We start from the raw sequence: 16,933 nt of genomic DNA, 5'->3' as shown, positions 1-16,933 counted from the left end.
TGAGGATCAGGCCTGATGTGCCGACATTGAAGTTGCCATATTTGTTGTGCGACAGCCCCTGACCGTTCGGCGTGACGATATCGACGAGCGGCACGCCGTTCGGCGCCGCACCCACGCCGGGCCGGTTGGCGATCGGAGCACCCGCATCAGGCATCACCTGCTGTGCCTGCACCAGTGCCGGCTGGAAGGCGAGAAGGCCGCTCAGGAGCGTAACGAGAGACTGACGGGCAATTCGGTCCAGGCGGCGGACAAACCGCCTGTCGAGCTGGTGTCCTGCTTCATTCGAAGCCGATGTGTGGACAATTTTGCGGTTCATCAGTCTGTTCCTCAAGGCCGTTGCAGAGGCGTGTTCCAAAATTGCTGCCGACGCTTACTTCGGCGTGAGCCAGGTCTTGACGTTTCTGGTGAAGGAGATGGCCAGTTTCTCGACAAGTGCTTCCTGGCTTTTGGAAATCGCCGCATTTATGGCGACGGCGACGATTACGCCAAGCCCATCACCATGGATGCCTTTGTCCGAACCTTGAATCCTTGGGTTTTGAGCAATGAGTCGACCTGTCCTGGCGTCCTCGAGACGAACGGTTCCGACAATCCAGCTGTCGTTTCCGGCAATGATGCGGCCGGGCATTGACGCAAGGTCGGCCTGTTGCAGCGTGATGACCAAACGGGCAGGATTGGGACCGCCGGGATAACCTTTGAGATCGCGGGACGCCACCCTTTGAACAGCCTGGACGATCATGGCGACTTGTTGTTGTGGCGTAACGCCGTTCATCATTGGCCAGCCAGTCCCGACATCTGGCGTGGCTTCGACCTGAACTTCGGTAACGCGGACCCCTTTTAGCGCATCGAGCAGACGTGGATCACGGCTTACACAACCGGTTAGCACCACACTCGCTATGACAATGGCGAAAAGAACCTTCCAAGCACCGTTTAGCCCGTCCCCACACTTCGAAAACATCCCCAATACCTCTCCTTATCCGCTCACCACTTGAGCGAAGTGCTTACGAAAAAAATGTCCTTGTCCGCCGCTTCGGCGCTGGTCTTGAAAATCCTGGAATAACCGATATCGGCGCCGATCTTGCCGCCGGCGAGTCTCGCGCCGACCGTCCAGCCGGCGATGTCGCCACCTTCGATGCCGAAGCGCGCCTGCTCAAAGACATGGCCATAATCGAGCCCCACATAGGGGCGAAGCTCGCCGAGCCCTTTGGCAAGAAAGGCATTGTCCGCCCAGGGCATGGTGCGCCAGGCGATCTCGTTGCGCGTGAAGAAACCGTTATTGCCGAAGAGCACGCTGTCGCGGACGCCACGCACATTCGAGTAGCCGCCAAGCGAGATCTGCTCCGCGCCGAACAGATTGTCCGGCGAATACTGCCCGTTGATCATGGAACTCAGCTGGAAATTCTGCCCGGCGAGCTGGAATGGTCTGGTGACGCTGACCGTGCCGGAGAATTTGGAGAATTCCGGATCGGCATCGCCCGCACCGGGCTCGCCGCGTTCGACCGCGCCGAAGATGCCGAGCCCCTGGGAATAGCTCAGATCGAACACCCAGAGCCCGCCGAGCCAGCGGCGGGAATGCGAGATGCCCAGATTGGCGACCGTATATTCCCGGCTGCCCACTTCGATGCGGCTGCCCAGCAGGAAGTTGTTGGTTTCCTTGTAGGTGAGCCCGGCATTGAGCGTCGTGATGGAATCCTTGTCGCGCAGGATCACCCGGTCGACATTGAAACCGAACTGGCCGGAGTCACCCGATGTCTCGATGTCTCCGAAATTGCCGGGTACCGAACTGTGGTATTTGTAGTAGGAACCGTTGAGCGAGAACGTCCAATAGCCATAGGGAATGCTGAGCGACCCCGAGATGCTGTTGCTGCGGCCGATGCCATCATCCGGCCAGGGATAGTCCGGCCCCGTATGCTCATAGGTCAGCGACAGGAGATCGTTCAGATTGGCGAGATTGTCCATCTGGAAGGAGACGGAGCTCCTGGAATAGCCGGTCTGCTTCTGCCCGAGATTGCTGTTGGCCACCGAGAAGTGCCACGGCAGGCCCGGCTGGTTTTCGACATTGAGGATTGATGTTCCCGGCTCCTTGCCCGGCAGCATGGAGGTCTTCGCATTGTTGGAGGAAAGCCGGTTGATCTGATCAAGCCCCTGCTCGACATCGCGGATATTGACCGGCCTGCCCTTCATGCCAGGAAAGGCGGTGGCGATGAGGCCGGGATAGGCGGCCGGCTTGCCGTTCATGTAAATATCCGAAAGCGCGCCTTCCGCCGCGACGAGACGCAGGATCCTCGTCTTGCCGATGTCCTGTTCCGGCACATAGACGCGGGAGGTGATGTAGCCTTCCTCGACATAGAGATAGGTCAACTCCTTGAGGAGCGCGTTGATGTCGGCGAGACCGATGCACCTGTTCCTATAAGGCGAAAGAACCGGCTCAAGCGCCTGTCTCGGCAGCAGCCTCACGCCTTCCACTTCGACCCTGTGAACCGCAAAGCACGGCTCCTTGCCCGTCCCTTCCGCCTGTTCCGGTTTCTGCTGCTCGGCCAGCGGCGCACCGCCCGGCGTTGCCTCACGCAGCATCTCCAGCCGCTGCTGGAGTTCCTCCTGTGCCTGGCGCTGCATGAAATCGTCAGCCGGCGTCGGCGCCGGCGATTGCGCGAAGGCGGAAGAACCCATCACGATTGCGGAAACGGAAAACGCAAGCCAAAGCATGCGTCGGCGGACGCGCTGCATGATGTTCGCTCCCCGTTCAGGTCCTGGATGGCTTTCGCAGCTCGGCCAGGGCTTTGGTCAGGCCCTTGAGCGAGAAGCGCAGGTTTATGTTCTGGCCATTCATCAGCCGCAGATGCGCCTCACCCACATTGCCCTTCTGCAGTTGCCCGAGCATCTTCGCGTCGAGCTTCTGCTGCGCCCAGCAGCCCGCCTGATTGCAGTTGCGATAGGCAATGGTGACGACCTCCTTGCCGTCGGCGGCAAGCCCCAGCCCCGCCGGCAAAACCACATTGAGCGGCACCAGCGCCGTCAGCAGGAGATCGCCTGGAGACGGCTTCTTGCCCGCTTCCGGCGCGGTCTTCGCAATGGCCAGCGTCAGCACGTTGACGTTCTCTTCGCCCTGCCTGACCTGCGCGATCTGGGCCACCTCGCATTGCGGCACCGTCTTGCCATCCGCGGCCTTCACATCGACACAGCGATAATACCAGTCATCGAATTTTGTCACACGGGGAGCACCAGCCTCAGGTTGTGCCTGCTGCCCGGCATCCGGCTGTTCCGGCATTGTCCGAGCAGGCTCCGCACCCTGCGCGAAGGCAGAAAAGCAACCGCTAAAACTTACCCCAATAAATAGGGAAATATTGTAAAACCAAAGTCTTATCGCCAGCACGGCTAAACCTCAAATCAAAACAAATTCTGGGGCGCTGGTAGCGACACACAACCCAGAGTGTCAACACATTGTGCGTGTGTATGGCTTCGCGGAAAGAGGTCTGTTGCCGAAATACCGCAGTTTGGGGCAATCAAATGGCCATGACAGGCTGGCAAGTTCGAAGGAAATGATCTACGCGTTGCCATCTTCCCCGGTCCAAAAGCGGCAGACAACGGTAGCGGCCTTGAACGGAATTGAACCACAGGCCGCGATGGACAATGTTACGCAATTCCTTCGGCGGGTTTTCAGTTCAGAGCTTTTCCACCTTTGCTGTTTCCCTGGCAGAATCAGGCTGCGCAGTGGTCAGCGTTGCACACATTGTCGTCATCGAAGACAAGAACGGAATCAGCTGATCTTTCGGGTTCGAAAGTAGATTTCTGTTGCGCGAAACCGTCCATCTATTCGCTTGCACTGGACAATGACGTCAATCGAAACTCTCAACAATCTGTCGATATCGTCACGATCTAGATTGCGTCCCCCTTCTGATTCTTTCACGAGCAGCGTCAACTGCTGAAAGGCGAGCTCGGCAGAATCAGCGTGCACTGTGGTTATTGATCCCGGGTGACCGGAATTGACATTACGGATGTAGTAAAATGCTGTGCCATCGCGCAACTCCTGCAGCAGAATGCGGTCCGGCCGCATGCGTAGGCATGATTCCAGCAGGTCCTTGGGGCCAGCACCCGAAAGGCCCTGCGCTCCTTTCGAGTAGAACAGGCGTACGTGGTTGGGCTGGGGTATAACCAGTTCGGGAGTGTCCTCGATCGAAATTATCCGCTCGTGCTTTGGGATGTGTTTGATCAACGCTTTCGAGAGCGTCGTCTTTGCCGATCCGGTGGCACCCGAGATGATGATGTTTTTTCGCGCAATGACGGCTTGTCGCAGAAAATCCTTGTAGCGGCCGGCGCGGTAAAGCGACAGCAATCCCTCGTCCCGCACCGAGGCATCTTCATTTGCCGCCCGGGTCTCAGAGAAAAACGCCCTCTCCTCCAGATCATCGAGCGTGAATGTGACTGAGGATGGCTTTCGGATGGTGATGCTGACAGTGTTCCTTATGGTCGCGGGTGGAATGATGATCTGGATCCGTTCGTCCCCTGGCAGCGTCGCCGACAGGATTGGTCGCGTTTCATCAATGGATTGATGGGAGAAACTAGCTACGGCCCAGGCAAGACGCATAAGCTTCTCAAAGGAGATCTCCGGCAGATCATGGGTCCGCCACCCACCGGCACCCTCCGTCAACACCCGCCCGGGCCGATTTACGATGACTTCGTAGAGCGACGTGTCCTCCAGGAACGGCGAAAGCGGAGCAAGCAGCTCGCGGACGACCGCCGCATCAGGGCCTTCGGTCATCGCCCTTTCCTACTTCGTCACCAGCACCGACGGTGGACTAAAATCGCCCAGAACCGCCCGGTCGAGAACCCGGGTTCCCGGCTCGGTCACGCGGAGCCGGTAGACCCCGGAGAAGTCGAGATCGCGCGCCACGAAGATTGAGACGAGTTCACCCTGGTGCTTCAGGAGCGTGGGAGGAATGTTGATCGATTGCTCGACGGCAATCGCCGCTGCCTGCTGACCGGCGCTCGCGGTGTTCCGAGCGTCGACGTCGCTGTCCTGCAGGCGGCTATTCGCATAACTGGTCGCATCACCTACGACCGAAAGGAGGAGCGCGCTGCCGAACCGCTCCCACCAATGGGTGTCGACATAGCCATCCACGCCGGCACGGCCGAGCGCGTCCGTGACGGGCGACGCGAGGGTGACGATGACCCCTTTCGGCGTCTTGGCCCGATTCCACAGAATGAAGAGACGCCTCTGCCCGCGCTGAAGCCCGCCACGATATTCGCCGACGACCTGGGTACCCTTTTCCATCAGGACGACCCTGCCATTGTCCGAAAGAACGTCGCGATTGATCACGCAACTGGTGAAGCCGGGTTGATCGGACGCCAGCGCCGTTTCCAGGACGCAGGGGATCGATGTCCCCATCGCCACGATGAAATTGCGATTGCCTAGCGTGCCGGCGCGTGAGCCCTCGAGCCGCGTCGGTCTCAGTAATCCGTTGAATCGCTGCTCGTCACTGCTGGTCTGGGTATCTTGGCTCATGAGATTGTCGTCGAGCGGCAGGTAACTGGAATTCGGCGATACGGCCGTATCATTCTCCTCCCGATGCACCGTTGTGTTTTTCTGTCCGCTGTAGGCCATGACAGGCGCACGACGCGCCGAGTCGAGCAACGGATCTTCTTGATCGATGGTTTCTTCGACGACCGGCATTGGTAGCTTCACTTCTGGTGCTGCCTGAACCGGTTCCACTTTCTCCTTGGCGGGTTCGAAGTTCGTCGTCTGACGGATAACCACCCGCTCGGCTGGAGCGTTTTCCTGCTCTTTCCTTTCACCGCTCATAGTCCAGAGCGCGAAAGCGACGAAGACAACAACGGCGATCGCCACAGCGCCGCGCTTCAGGACGGGATTGTTGTCGATCCGCCTGCCGGTGACCGTCTCGGCGCGTTCCCCCGGTATTCGGCTCTCGTCTTCCTGGACCATGACAATCCCCTATTGCGCTGTTGCGTCGGTCTTCAGGACGCGCTCAACCGAGGGCGAGGTCGTACTGGTATTGGGATTGATCCCGACACGGTGATAGGCCTCGTTGAAGACGCAAAGCACATTCCCACCGCTGCGAAGGATGAACTTCCGGCCGATGGCGTGGACCAGCACCAAATTGCCGTCTGCCGACTTTGGAACGAGGCTTTCCGAGCCGTCGGAGTTCTCAATGTAGATTGCCGGTATTTCCTGATTGCCTGTGAAGGCGAAAGTGGTGATCTTGCCGTTGTCGTAGACCGATCGCGGCTCGAGCGCCTGGGAGCCCTGCGCGGAATAGCGCCAGTTCCGCGGACCGTAGGATTCGTGGAGGGCCAACACGTTGTCGGCTTCCTTTGCCTGCGTCGCGAGGACGCGGGCAACCGCGACCAGGCGCCGGCGTTCTGCTTCGTCGGCCGGGTATCGGTATTTGACGTAGAAATAGGTGTTCTGGCCGACCTCGACTGTTCCGTCTCGCACAATCAATTCCATCTGATAGCTGCGCGTCGATCCGTTGCGCAGCGTGGTCACAACGGAGATGTTCGTGATCGGCTGGTTTTCTCGCGGCTTCAGGAAGAGGATGTTGCCGGCGGGTGCGACCTCCCAGGCAACGCTATTGCCAAGCGCCACATGGGCTATCTCCTCGTCCGCCGCGAACTCGACCTGCACCGACGAACGCAAAGAACCGACGATCCGGGTGATATTGTAGGGCTGATAATTTACAAAACGCACACGGCTGTCCTGCGATGATCCGCGTGGAATTTCGAGTGCAAGGGCCGAAAAAGCCGAACCAGCGAGAAGAAAAGCAAAGATGGCGGCGGTCCGCATCAGTTGATCGCCTCTGGATCGGCCCGGTATTCGCTGACAGCGAAACCGAGCGGATTCACAAGCCGATCTGTCGACGACATCGGCGCATTCACATAAGCGAAGGTGAGCGTTGCGACCCAGTGTGTTGTCCGGACTTCCTCCCCGCGCGCGATCATGCGCATGAAGCGAATGGACACGACATTCGGATTGATCAGCGAAATCGAGGCAATTTTGATCTTCGCGGCTGCGCCGCGGCCGTAGATGTTCTGTGGCGATTCCGGATTACTTGCCGCGGTAATTGGCGGAGAACCGGGCTTGCTCTGGCTGAGTGGACAACAGGGCGACGGTGCGGAAATTTTCTTCCGCTTCGCTCCAGACATAGCCTTCCCGGGCGCGAACATACTTTGCAGCGAAATATTTGGTGATGGCTTCGTCGTAGGTGCCGGCGGTCGAGGTCAATGCGGAGACAACGTCGACAATACCGGTGGAATTGTCGACCCGCACGACAAAGGGTTCCACGGTCTTGAGCGGTGTCAAGGCGGCAATTGCGAAGACCGAGGTGCCGGCAATGATGCTGGCAACGATGGCAATCGACCAGGCGATGCGGTTCGACCGCTCCACCTGGATCGTACGATCCTGATCAAAACGACGCGCTTTCTTGAAGTAACTCCTGAGATCATCGGTCATCACCATCGTGTCAACCCTCGCAAGAACGATAAGAGGCGTCGATATCGAGCTGGGCAAAGGTCAGCGGATCCTTGCCTTCCTCGACGTAAGTGGCGATGCGCGTGGAGGCCGCCGTCCGCGCATCCGAATGTTTCTGTTTGAGGTTGTTATTGTCTTCCCACTGCCACATGGCGCGGTTGAGAGGTCGGCGCGCATAGCCGTCACACTTCGGGAGAGGATAGCTCATCGATGCGCAGCCACTGAGAGCGACGGCCATGCACAGCGGCAGCATTGATCTGATCAATCCAGGACGTCTTTTTCTTGCTCGTGCAAAGGGCATCATCAACGTGCCCCTTTCGATGTGAATGTCCGCCCTACTGCACGAACCCCACGCCCGACCGCTCGGGAACCGCGTGAGGCAGCCCAGGTAAGCGTACTCTCATGGGCAGCTCGGGCTGCACCGTATCCGTATGTCAGCGAAGCGCCCCCCGCGGCGAGTGCCGAAGCGATATTGGGGAGCTGGTAAAAGACATAGAGGGCTGCGAGACAGATTGCGCAAAGGGCGGCAGGCCGCATCAGCACGTCGCTGTATCCTTCGATTGCCGTGAACGTGCTGTCGATGCAGGTGATCAGCAGCGAGCCGACCGCAACGACAAGTATTTGCAGGATCACGAAGTTCGCAAGCTGTCCAATCCAGGCCTCGGTGAAGCGCCGCGTTGCCTGGAACATGGCGAGCGCCACGAAAATCGGGCCGATCGCAAGCACGATGGCGAGCGCCAGCCGGGCGTAGAGGGAAATAATGTAGCCGATCGCAGCGACGATGAAGCTTGCGAAAATGACTAATATTCCCCCGACACCGGTGACGATATCGATTGGCCACGATGCCCGGGACCAGATGTCGGTGGCTGCTTCGTGCCCCTTGTCGAGCAAGCTGTCGAAAGTCGAGGCGCTAGGGGCCGTGCCGGTGTTCAACGCCTGGGCAATCTCGCGCGGCAGGGCGTCGAAGAAGACTTTCGTGACATAGGTCTGATATTCGCCGGCGTTCTTCACCAGCATGACGATGATCGCGAGTTTGATCGCCCGGTAAGCAAAATCAAGGATTGGCTCCTGGACCGATCCGCGAAGAACGAGATAGCCATAAAGGACGATATAAAGGGTGATAGCAGCAGTCAGAGGGCCCGAAGTCCATTCGGAGACGTTCGAGGTTCCCTCGGAAATGAAGTTTTCCAGCGGCGTCTTGAACTGTTCATCAACAAAGCTGAACACCTCATACACAGGCTTACCCTCCCAACGATTTCCGCATGTGCTGGAGCCGCAACTTGCCGTCGGCAGCTTCGGCGTTCCCGCAGTTTGGCGTGTCGCGAAGCTCGCCAGGATTGTTGCGGCATTTGGCAATAATCCCGGCAAGCAGCGCCTCATCGGCGATCGGTTCATCGACCGTGTAGGTTTGCTCCGTCTGTCGCGAGCAGGCAGCCAGGACACCAATCATGAGGGGTAGGAAGCTTCTCTTCATTGCAGTGCCTCCTTCATCGTGTCCATACGCTTGCGCCAGTCTTCGGCCTTGCGTTGCTCATCGACCTGGGCTTGCGCCTGCTGCACCATGCGCAAGCCCTCGATACGCAGCACGTCGGTTTGAAGGAAAGCCGTCTCCGCCTGAAGCCGCGCCTGCAGATCGGCGATATCCTTGGCGTCGCTCGCCGTCGCAATCTTCTCGCGCAACTGGTCGATACCACCGATGCGCTTAGTGGCTGCGTCGTAAATCTGCTGTCCGAGGCTCATCTGCCCGGCATTCTTGTTCTGTATGCGGGCAAGTTCCATGGCATAAAAATCGTTCGCACTGGTCCGATAGGTCGAATTGCCTGCAAGGAATTTCGCGGCGGAGCCGGCGAAGACGCCAGTGCCATTACCCTTCAACAGCCCCTCGATGGCATTGAAGTCTTCCGGCAACGCCTTGCGTATCGCCGGATCGTTCAGGACGCTTGCTACGTCCGCCATGTCGGTCATGGTCGCCATGATGCAGGCCGGAGAACTCGACATGGCCACAACCGGCTATCCGGACATGTCTTACGTCATTCCGGAACTGGCTCTTGTCGGCGCGCCCTACGTCGTCAAGGACTTCCCCGCGCTTGAAAAGATCGTCGCCGGGCCCTGGGGCCAGAAGATGGAAGCCAAGTTCGAAGAACAGGGCGTGAAGGTGATCGACCTCTGGTACCTCGGCACACGCCAGACGACGGCGAACAAGCCGATCGAGAGCATCGATGACCTCAAGGGGCTGCGTATGCGCACGCCAAACGTACGATGACGACTTTTCGGGCGCCGTCACCGCCGCGTCCTCGATGATCGGGCCCCTGGTGCCGCCGTCGATCACCATGGTGCTCTACGGCGTGATCTCCAATACCTCTATCGGCGCCCTCTTCCTTGGCGGCGTCGTTCCGGGCTTTTTGTGCGCCTTCTCGCTCATGATCATGGTCTGGCTGCTGGCCAGCAGGCGCGGCTATCCGGTCGATCCGCAGGCAAGTATCGGCGAGATCATGAGACTCTTCATCGGCTCACTTCCCGCGCTTCTGACACCGCTGGTGATCATCGGCGGCATCTTCACCGGCTATTTCTCGCCAACCGAGGCGGCGGCCGTCACGGTGCTCTTCGCGCTGCTCATCGATCTCCTATTCTACCGCGAGCTGACGCTTCGCAAGCTGTGGAACTCGCTTTACGAGACGGCCGCGACCTCCTCGGCCATCGCCACGATCATCGCCGGTGTGAGCCTGATGGGCTATGTCCTCGCCCGCGAACAGGCGCCGCAGCAGATCGCGCAGCTGTTCTTGTCGATCGCGGATGGGCCGATCACCTTCCTTATCGCCGTCAATCTCATGATCTTCGTCCTCGGCTCCTTTGTGGAAAGCCTCGTGATCCTGCTAATCGTCGTACCGATCCTGGTGCCGATCGCGCAGGGCTTTGGTATCGATCCGATCCATTTTGGCATCATCGTCGTGCTGAACCTGATGATCTCAATCCTTACCCCGCCGATGGGCATGGCGCTGTTCATCGTCGCGCAGGTCGGGGGAATTCCATTTCCACGGCTGGCGAAGGCGATCCTGCCCTGGCTCATTCCTCCGATCGTGGTGTTAATCCTCGTCTGCGCCTTCCCGATCCTGGCAACGGGTGCGAAGGCGATCCTGCCCTGGCTCATTCCTCCGATCGTGGTGTTAATCCTCGTCTGCGCCTTCCCGATCCTGGCAACGGGTCTGCCTTCGCTGATGCAGTAAGCGGGAAATGTTGCGGCTGAGGCAGGGGAGAAAGCCTGCTCGTAACCCACCTGTGAAGCCATCACTCAGCAACCGGCAACATATTCGAAGCGACTTCTTCGGGGCCGACTGCGGACTGTCCGGTCCTGGAATATGCCCAGCCGATAGCTGCCGTTCGGCAAGCGACCCCTTCCCAGCCATTCGCATGTTGCAGAGAGTATCCTGAAACCTGACGTTCTTCCGGGAGCGTCTGATTCAAATGAACAGCCTTCGCACCAACCGTTCGTCTTGTTGGCGGTGGCCATGCACTACAATGTGGCCCCGTGCCTGATCAGACAGGACCATGCGTCGACTTTCGTGAGCACGACAACCGACTCCATCGATGCAAGCGGAGCCCCCTCCAGCCGCGACTGCGCGGAGAACAGCTTCCGCGTCTTTCTGGAGGCGCGATCATAGCAATGGTACTCGAGGGGCCGTTTATCATGAATGTGAGCGACGATGATTTTTCGCCGATCGTCCGACATTCCGTTGAAAACCAGGTCGCCAGAAAACTGCTCGGCAAGCGTCTCAAAATCCTGCCGATATTCGGGATCGAGAACCTGCCAACGCGTGCGATCAAACAGGCTTGCGGCAGCGATGGGTTGCATCATCTGTGGGTCCAATAGCAGCGCGTCAATGTCGACCTGTGGATCTTCGGCTAGAACGCGAACAGCTCCTGACTTCAAATTCTCGGCTACTGCGGCGGCAGTATCGCGGCCGCGGCTGTCGATCCAGTAGAGCTCTTCCCCATCGTCGTTACATTCAATGGGCCGCGTCGTGAGCGAGTCTTCAGTCGGGATATGAGAGACAGTTTCCCATGCACCATTCCCATTGCGCTTGAGTATCTCGACTTCGCCGTCGTCGGTGTACCGCTTTGCAAAGCGCACCTGGAAGTGCTGGTCTGTGAAAAAGCCGAAAAAGCCGTCGTTTTTCTCCACGAGGATACTCTCGCCGTTGGCTACGTTGACGTGGTAGATGTCGAACAGTCCCCTGTCGCGTTCGTTGTGCGCAATCAGCACCTCTCCAGGAAAGTGCCGCGACGTCTGTTGGACATAGCCCTTTGCGCCGCCGCCTGGTGAGAGGGACACTGCCTCTCCATTTCCAATGTCGATGCTCATTATCCGCCAGTTTTCATCACCGGCATTGTCCCGAAGAATGAGAATGTGACGATTGTCATGCGCCCATAGCAGCGCTGGACCGATCCCTCTATCCCCACGTAATTTGTAAGTGGTCGGGCTCTTTCCGATTCCTCGGCAGGTGCAATCCAAAGATTTAGAACGCCGTCGATCGGAGCCTGAAATGCGATCCACTGCCCATCAGGACTGATCCTCACCAATCGCCTCTCCGGTGGATCGAAGAAAAGTCTTCGGGGAAGCAATGCGTGTTGCACTGGTTTGGTCATCCTTCGTCTCCTTGGCAGTGCAAAGGACATTCTAAACGGGCAAGATCGTCAACCCGCACGCGACTCAGGAGTACAAACCGCAATTGGCAAGGGCGGCTTCGGGTCGACTCACGTCGGACAGTGAACAGCCGCTGTTGTTCAGCCGCGCGAACGACCGGTTTGTCCGCATAGCCGACATTTTTCTAAGGGGCGGCAATGACCGCTCCCCACCCCCGAAGTTGCCGATCCGCTTTCGACCCACATTGTCGCCGTTCCTTCCGTTTATCGATACCGGACGTTGCCGGTTTGACCAGCGTCCAATAAGCTCCGCTTCGAAACCGGCTGATGAACTCGCAGTCTGAAGTTGCAGGTTGGATGGCATAATGAACGGCACGCAAGGTTACCAAGACAGCGCAAAGACGCTGGCGCAACAGTACGAGAGCATCACATTCTCTGACGTTCACCGCGACGTGCTCCACTTTTTCCCGTCCCGGCCCTCAGTTGTGCTCGACATTGGTGCTGGGTCAGGTCGTGACGCGGCCGCGCTTGCCGCAAAAGGTCACGCCGTCACGGCTGTTGAACCGACAGAAGCGTTGCGGAATGAAGGCATGCGCCTGCATAAAGACAAAGCAATCGAATGGATTGATGATCAACTCCCAGACTTGGCGCGCCTTCAAACGCGCGGAGAAAGCTTCGATCTGATCCTTCTTACAGCAGTATGGATGCATCTGAGCGAAACGGAACGACAGGTCAGCATGAATTCGCTGGTGAAGATCCTTACTGCGAACGGACGAGTGAGCATGTCTCTTCGCCATGGCCCGGTCCCTTCTGGTCGAAGGATGTTTGATGTATCGCCCGATGAGACGGTCGCCCTCGCTTCATCCCACGGGCTTGGCCTGGTTCATAGGGTTGAGCGTGAAGACATGCTTGGCCGACCAGATGTACGCTGGAATTTCATCGTTTTCGAAAAACGGTAACATTGAGACGGCGGCTATCGCGATGACCAAGCGAGAAGCGGACGGTCCGCACCCCACCCCCGAAGTTGCCGATCCGCTTTCGACCCACATTGCGGATGTAATGCTACCCTTGCCCTGGTCATCGAAGCCGTCGGTCGACATTGGGTCTCAGCCCTTGGTCGACCTCGTGCGGCCTAGGGCAACCTCACGGCGGGCGCGTTTTAGTGAGGTGGCGAACCCAGAAGCGGGATTCTGCAGTAACCGCTCCGTCGTCTCAATGTGCTGCCGAACCGTCGCATTTCCGCGTTCTGCCGCGACCGCAAGGACAGGATCGATCACGTCCCTTCCTAACCCAATAAGGGCTCGGCTCAAGCTGAGTTGCCTCTCCGCGTCCCCATGGCCAAGGCTTGCCGCGAGCTTTCTGGCCAGCCAGTCGCGCTTGTTTTCGGGCACCAGCGCCACGGCCGCATACCAGGCCGTGCGGACAACGTCCTGATCCTCGTCATCCAGGCGACCCGCAACGGATGGCCACGCCATTGGATCCTTGAACTTGGACAGCGTGTGGAGGGCCTGACACCTGGCCTTTGATTCGGGGCGGGCCAGTTCCTCGATCACGCGCGGCACGACCCTGTTCGCCGGGAGCCGGATCAGCGCCCAAGTTAGCATTTCACGGACCTGGAAATCCGGCTCGACCGCGCATTGGCGTAGCAATATCTCAAGGTCCAGCAACGAAGGTGTCATTCCCGCTCGGAGGACCGCGTTGAGACGCAGTGATGGGTCGGGGTTGGCGAAGGCAGCTTCAAGAGGGCTCATCGGCGTATCGGTTGAAAGTTCAGAGGGAGCTTTTCGTTGGTAGGTCGCTGATGGCCGGGCCGGCTGTTGCTTACCCGAAGTGATTGGAGCAGCCGACCGCATCCTCGTCATGCGCGAAGGCATGATCGTATTGAAAGTTCAGAGGGAGCTTTTCGTTGGTAGGTCGCTGATGGCCGGGCCGGCTGTTGCTTACCCGAAGTGATTGGAGCAGCCGACCGCATCCTCGTCATGCGCGAAGGCATGATCGTAGCCGAGCACGGCAAAGGCGCGAGCGAGTCCGCTATAATGCTGGACGCCACCGGTGAAAAGGAGGTCGCTGTATGACCTCCGCCACCGTGGAACAAGTGCCGGAACGCCGGCCAAAATTCCGCTTCGACCGCTGGGCGCCAGCGCTCCTGCTGCTCACGGCCATTCTGATCTATGTCGTTGCATGCCTGACAACCGTGCAGACGCAGTATCTCAACTGGAATAACCTGCTGGCGGTAGCTGGGCGTTCGATCGCGTTGGGTATTACCGCAATCGGGCAGACCTTCGTCATTCTCGTAGCCTCCATCGACCTGTCGGTCGCGAGCCTGATTTCAGCGACCGCCGTGCTCGCCTCCGTCGTGATGAATGGTGATCCGGTGATGATGGTGCCCGCGATCGGAGCAACGCTTGTGCTTGGCGTCGTCGTGGGGCTTATAAATGGCCTTATCATCACCCGTCTCGACGTCAATCCACTGATCGCAACGCTCGGCATGAGCCTCATCATACAAGGCTGCCTCTCGGCTTTCGTGTCCAATTTCGCTGGATCGGTGCCGAGGGAGTTCCAGTTTTTCGCCTATGGCGACGTGGGGGGCGTTCCGTTCGCCATCCTGTTCTTTCTTGCCCTGGCGATCGTGGGCTTTCTCGTGCTGAGCTTCACGCGCTTCGGTTCGAATGTTTATGCCGTGGGAGGCAATCGGGACGCGGCGCGCTTTGCCGGTATCTCCACCAGCAAGGTGATTGTCATCGCGCATGTGATCTGCTCGCTCTGCGCGACACTCGCCGGACTCTATCTCGCGAGCCGGCTGCGCTCGGGCGCGCCGTGGATCGGAGCCAACGGCGTCTACGACCTCGAGTCAATCGCGGTCGTCGTCATCGGCGGCACGATCCTCGCAGGCGGGCGCGGAGGTATTGGGGGCACGGTCGCCGGCGTGATGATCTTCTCGCTCATCGACTCGATCTTCAACGTGCTGGGTGTGGATGCCTTTGTGAAACAGGTGCTACGCGGCATGATCATCGTTGCCGCCGTCGCCTTCTACGCCGTGCGCTCGAAGAGGATCGTCGCATGACTGATCAGACCCTCGCCACACCGGCCAAACCCGCACGCGCCGGCCGCCTGCCACGGATCAATCCGGTCTATTTCATCCTGGCCGCCTTAATCGTAGCGATCATCCTCAACAACCCTGCCTTCATGGAGCCGACCGGCTACATGAACTTCCTGAAGCGGGCGGCACCCCTCGCCATTCTCGCCGCGGGTCAGCTTTATGTGATCGTCTCAGGCGGCTTCGACCTGTCGGTAGGTTCGCTCATCACACTGGTGGTGGTGGGCTCTTCGATGCTGTCGAACAATGATCCTGACGCCACATGGTGGGTAATCGTGGTGATGTTCACGATCGGCCTCGCCGTTGGGATCGTGAACGGATTGATTGTGTGCTTTCTGAAGGTACCGTCACTGATCGCCACGCTCGGCATGATGATTACGCTCAACGGCTTCGCTTTCATGTGGTCGGGCGGTGCGCCGCGAGGGTATCTGCCAGACAGTTTCCGTTATTTTGGCCGTGTCAACATCATGGACGTGCCGCTGATCCGCATGCTGCCGGTGGCTCTGATCGTATTGGTCATCGTTGGCGGTGTGCTCTACTGGCTGATGCACCGCACAAATCTCGGGCGCATGATCCACGCTATCGGCGACAATCCGCGGGCCGCCCAACTTGCTGGCGTGCCGGTCAACCGGGTGCGCATCACGGCCTTTGTCGTCTCATCGCTGAGCGCCGTCATCGCGGGCATCCTGCTCGGCGGTTTCGCGGGCGTATCCACGGATGTCGGTACCGGTTACGAACTGCAGGCAATCACCGCGGCCGTTCTGGGCGGCGCACAGCTTTTGGGCGGGCGCGGCTCAGTGCCGGCGGCCATTGCCGGTGCGCTGACGCTCATGGCGATCTTCACGCTCCTCAACTTTCTTGGTCTGCCGCAACCGATCCGCCAGGTGGTGCAGGGCCTCATCCTTATAACAGCGGTGGCGCTTGCCATGTACCGCCGCGGACGAACCGGGCAGTAACCCGCAAGCAGTCATCATCAAAGGGAGGAAACATGATGAAACAGATCTTTTCATACACACTCGCAGCGTGCATGGTGCTCGCTGCCTCGAGTACGGCCAACGCACAGAACTTCAACGATCCTGAAGAATACGCGCGCCAGCTCGAGCAACTTTCGATGCAGCCGAAGGGTCCGAAAGACCAGCCCTGGGCGCAATATCTCGTTGATGAAACAGTCGACACCGCCAAGTTCAAGAAGGATGGTCCCTATACCGTCTGCTTTTCCAATGCGGGCGTGAACAATCCGTGGCGTGTGGTGGGTTTCACCAACATGACGCAGGAAGTGGCGCTAGTCGACACCGCCAAGTTCAAGAAGGATGGTCCCTATACCGTCTGCTTTTCCAATGCGGGCGTGAACAATCCGTGGCGTGTGGTGGGTTTCACCAACATGACGCAGGAAGTGGCGCTTCATCCGGAGATCGGCAATTTCGTGCATGTCGACGCCGAAGGCTCGGACGATAAACAGATCGCCGATATTGCCGATCTGCTGGCCAGCGGCAATTGCGATATCCTGATCGTCTCGCCAAACACGACGGCGGCGCTGACACCTGCCGTGGAGGCTGCCTGCGAGAAGCTACCCGTGATCGTCTTCGACCGTGGCGTGCAGACCGACTGTCCCGTAACTTTTATTCACCCCATTGGCGGCTACGGCTTCGGCATCCAGGGCGCGCGGTTTATTGCCGACAATGTGGAGTCGGGTTCAAACGTACTGATGCTGC

General features: G+C 58.8%; 18 protein-coding genes and 2 pseudogenes. 6 read left to right on the top strand and 14 right to left on the bottom strand.

Annotated features, from left to right (window positions below; all coding sequences use genetic code 11):
* The 12 genes and pseudogenes from ATN84_RS08940 to virB5 all read right to left on the bottom strand — a co-directional run.
* Window positions 1–316 (bottom strand): hypothetical protein (locus ATN84_RS08940; RefSeq protein ID WP_153020173.1); only part of this gene is annotated, 316 nt, incomplete at its 3' end.
* 54 nt (window positions 317–370) lie between these two features.
* Window positions 371–955, bottom strand: coding sequence for a hypothetical protein (locus ATN84_RS08935; protein WP_068881329.1), 585 nt, complete (start codon window positions 953–955; stop codon window positions 371–373).
* A gap of 23 nt (window positions 956–978) precedes the next feature.
* Window positions 979–2,724 (bottom strand): ShlB/FhaC/HecB family hemolysin secretion/activation protein, encoded by a 1,746-nt coding sequence (locus tag ATN84_RS08930; RefSeq protein ID WP_082766197.1) that lies wholly within the window; start codon window positions 2,722–2,724, stop codon window positions 979–981.
* Between the two features lie 16 nt (window positions 2,725–2,740).
* On the bottom strand, window positions 2,741–3,208 hold the full coding sequence (locus tag ATN84_RS08925) for an invasion associated locus B family protein (protein WP_244491042.1): 468 nt from the start codon (window positions 3,206–3,208) through the stop codon (window positions 2,741–2,743).
* A 546-nt stretch (window positions 3,209–3,754) separates the two neighbouring features.
* Window positions 3,755–4,756 (bottom strand): P-type DNA transfer ATPase VirB11, encoded by a 1,002-nt coding sequence (virB11, locus tag ATN84_RS08920; RefSeq protein ID WP_068881327.1) that lies wholly within the window; start codon window positions 4,754–4,756, stop codon window positions 3,755–3,757.
* 9 nt (window positions 4,757–4,765) lie between these two features.
* Window positions 4,766–5,938 carry a type IV secretion system protein VirB10 gene (gene virB10 / locus ATN84_RS08915; RefSeq protein ID WP_068881326.1) on the bottom strand — a complete coding sequence of 391 codons (1,173 nt, stop codon included), beginning with the start codon at window positions 5,936–5,938 and terminating at the stop codon, window positions 4,766–4,768.
* A 9-nt stretch (window positions 5,939–5,947) separates the two neighbouring features.
* Window positions 5,948–6,799 carry a P-type conjugative transfer protein VirB9 gene (gene virB9 / locus ATN84_RS08910; protein ID WP_068881325.1) on the bottom strand — a complete coding sequence of 284 codons (852 nt, stop codon included), beginning with the start codon at window positions 6,797–6,799 and terminating at the stop codon, window positions 5,948–5,950.
* Window positions 6,799–7,471: pseudogene (locus ATN84_RS08905) on the bottom strand (VirB8 family type IV secretion system protein). The gene virB9 and the pseudogene ATN84_RS08905 overlap by 1 nt, the downstream one beginning before the upstream one ends.
* Window positions 7,472–7,475: 4 nt before the next feature.
* A complete protein-coding gene (locus ATN84_RS08900) occupies window positions 7,476–7,736 on the bottom strand; it encodes a hypothetical protein (RefSeq protein WP_244491041.1) in 261 nt (86 codons plus the stop codon).
* 50 nt (window positions 7,737–7,786) lie between these two features.
* A complete protein-coding gene (locus tag ATN84_RS08895; protein ID WP_068881323.1) occupies window positions 7,787–8,719 on the bottom strand; it encodes a TrbL/VirB6 family protein in 933 nt (310 codons plus the stop codon).
* 4 nt (window positions 8,720–8,723) lie between these two features.
* The gene (locus ATN84_RS08890) at window positions 8,724–8,957 is read right to left on the bottom strand and encodes an EexN family lipoprotein (RefSeq protein WP_068881322.1); all 234 of its coding nucleotides are present in this window, start codon (window positions 8,955–8,957) and stop codon (window positions 8,724–8,726) included.
* Window positions 8,954–9,448, bottom strand: a pseudogene (gene virB5, locus ATN84_RS08885) (P-type DNA transfer protein VirB5); the annotation flags it as partial. The gene ATN84_RS08890 and the pseudogene virB5, both read right to left, overlap by 4 nt.
* A gap of 31 nt (window positions 9,449–9,479) precedes the next feature.
* Here virB5 and dctP point away from each other — a divergent pair.
* Together dctP and ATN84_RS08875 are read left to right on the top strand one after the other, a co-directional pair.
* Window positions 9,480–9,746: a TRAP transporter substrate-binding protein DctP gene (gene dctP / locus ATN84_RS08880; protein ID WP_068881321.1), complete on the top strand. Its 267-nt coding sequence runs from the start codon at window positions 9,480–9,482 to the stop codon at window positions 9,744–9,746.
* A gap of 34 nt (window positions 9,747–9,780) precedes the next feature.
* On the top strand, window positions 9,781–10,707 hold the full coding sequence (locus tag ATN84_RS08875) for a TRAP transporter large permease (RefSeq protein ID WP_244491040.1): 927 nt from the start codon (window positions 9,781–9,783) through the stop codon (window positions 10,705–10,707).
* Between the two features lie 287 nt (window positions 10,708–10,994).
* Here the strand turns inward: ATN84_RS08875 and ATN84_RS08870 are convergent, their stop codons facing one another.
* Window positions 10,995–11,843, bottom strand: a complete 849-nt coding sequence (locus ATN84_RS08870; RefSeq protein ID WP_068881320.1) for a hypothetical protein — start codon at window positions 11,841–11,843, stop codon at window positions 10,995–10,997.
* A 646-nt stretch (window positions 11,844–12,489) separates the two neighbouring features.
* On the opposite strand from ATN84_RS08870, the gene ATN84_RS25930 reads away from it, so the two are divergent.
* Window positions 12,490–13,083, top strand: a complete 594-nt coding sequence (locus ATN84_RS25930; RefSeq protein WP_082766194.1) for a class I SAM-dependent methyltransferase — start codon at window positions 12,490–12,492, stop codon at window positions 13,081–13,083.
* 147 nt (window positions 13,084–13,230) lie between these two features.
* On the opposite strand, the gene ATN84_RS08850 is transcribed toward ATN84_RS25930, so the two are convergent.
* Window positions 13,231–13,875 (bottom strand): HEAT repeat domain-containing protein, encoded by a 645-nt coding sequence (locus ATN84_RS08850; RefSeq protein WP_068881316.1) that lies wholly within the window; start codon window positions 13,873–13,875, stop codon window positions 13,231–13,233.
* 320 nt (window positions 13,876–14,195) lie between these two features.
* Here ATN84_RS08850 and ATN84_RS08845 point away from each other — a divergent pair, with 320 nt between their 5' ends.
* The 3 genes from ATN84_RS08845 to ATN84_RS27745 form a co-directional block, all read left to right on the top strand.
* Complete coding sequence (locus ATN84_RS08845) at window positions 14,196–15,188, top strand: ABC transporter permease (RefSeq protein WP_068881315.1); 993 nt, start codon at window positions 14,196–14,198, stop codon at window positions 15,186–15,188.
* On the top strand, window positions 15,185–16,177 hold the full coding sequence (locus tag ATN84_RS08840; protein WP_068881314.1) for an ABC transporter permease: 993 nt from the start codon (window positions 15,185–15,187) through the stop codon (window positions 16,175–16,177). Before ATN84_RS08845 ends, ATN84_RS08840 begins: the two co-directional genes overlap by 4 nt.
* Before the next feature lie 32 nt (window positions 16,178–16,209).
* Window positions 16,210–16,933 (top strand): substrate-binding domain-containing protein (locus ATN84_RS27745; protein WP_244491039.1); only part of this gene is annotated, 724 nt, incomplete at its 3' end.

Origin of the sequence: Paramesorhizobium deserti, assembly GCF_001558695.1 — a bacterium.
In the GTDB taxonomy this organism is placed as follows: Bacteria; Pseudomonadota; Alphaproteobacteria; order Rhizobiales; family Rhizobiaceae; genus Paramesorhizobium; species Paramesorhizobium deserti.
Note: the sequence above shows the minus strand (reverse complement) of the source record. Positions and strands in the feature narration are given on the sequence as shown.